This is a genomic window from Cupriavidus sp. SIMBA_020, from assembly GCF_046535395.1.
GTDB classification, from domain to species: domain Bacteria; phylum Pseudomonadota; class Gammaproteobacteria; order Burkholderiales; family Burkholderiaceae; genus Cupriavidus; species Cupriavidus campinensis.
This window is the reverse complement of the sequence record NZ_JAWRWU010001124.1, coordinates 1-254: the sequence shown is the minus strand read 5'-3', so window position 1 is coordinate 254 and position 254 is coordinate 1. Positions and strand designations below refer to the sequence as shown.

Genomic DNA, 254 nt, shown 5'->3' with positions numbered 1-254 from the left:
CCCGTCAAGGGCAGCCGGGCCGGCTGGTCTCCGAACCAGCGCAATCATCGCAAGATCCTGGTGGTCGATGGCAAGGTGGGTTATCTCGGAGGGATCAACGTCAGCGACGTGTACGCATCTTCGCCGGCCAGCGGGAGTGGCGGCTCCGGGGGCGTGGGCAGTGGCGCCGATGCCCAGCGCGCCGACGCCCGTGCCGCGCCCTGGCGCGATACGCACCTGCGTATCGAGGGTCCGGCCGTGGCGCAATTGGAAGC

General features: G+C 69.7%; 1 pseudogene. It reads left to right on the top strand.

The features are described from left to right. A pseudogene (locus tag SB751_RS33020) lies at positions 1-254 on the top strand (cardiolipin synthase B); the annotation flags it as partial.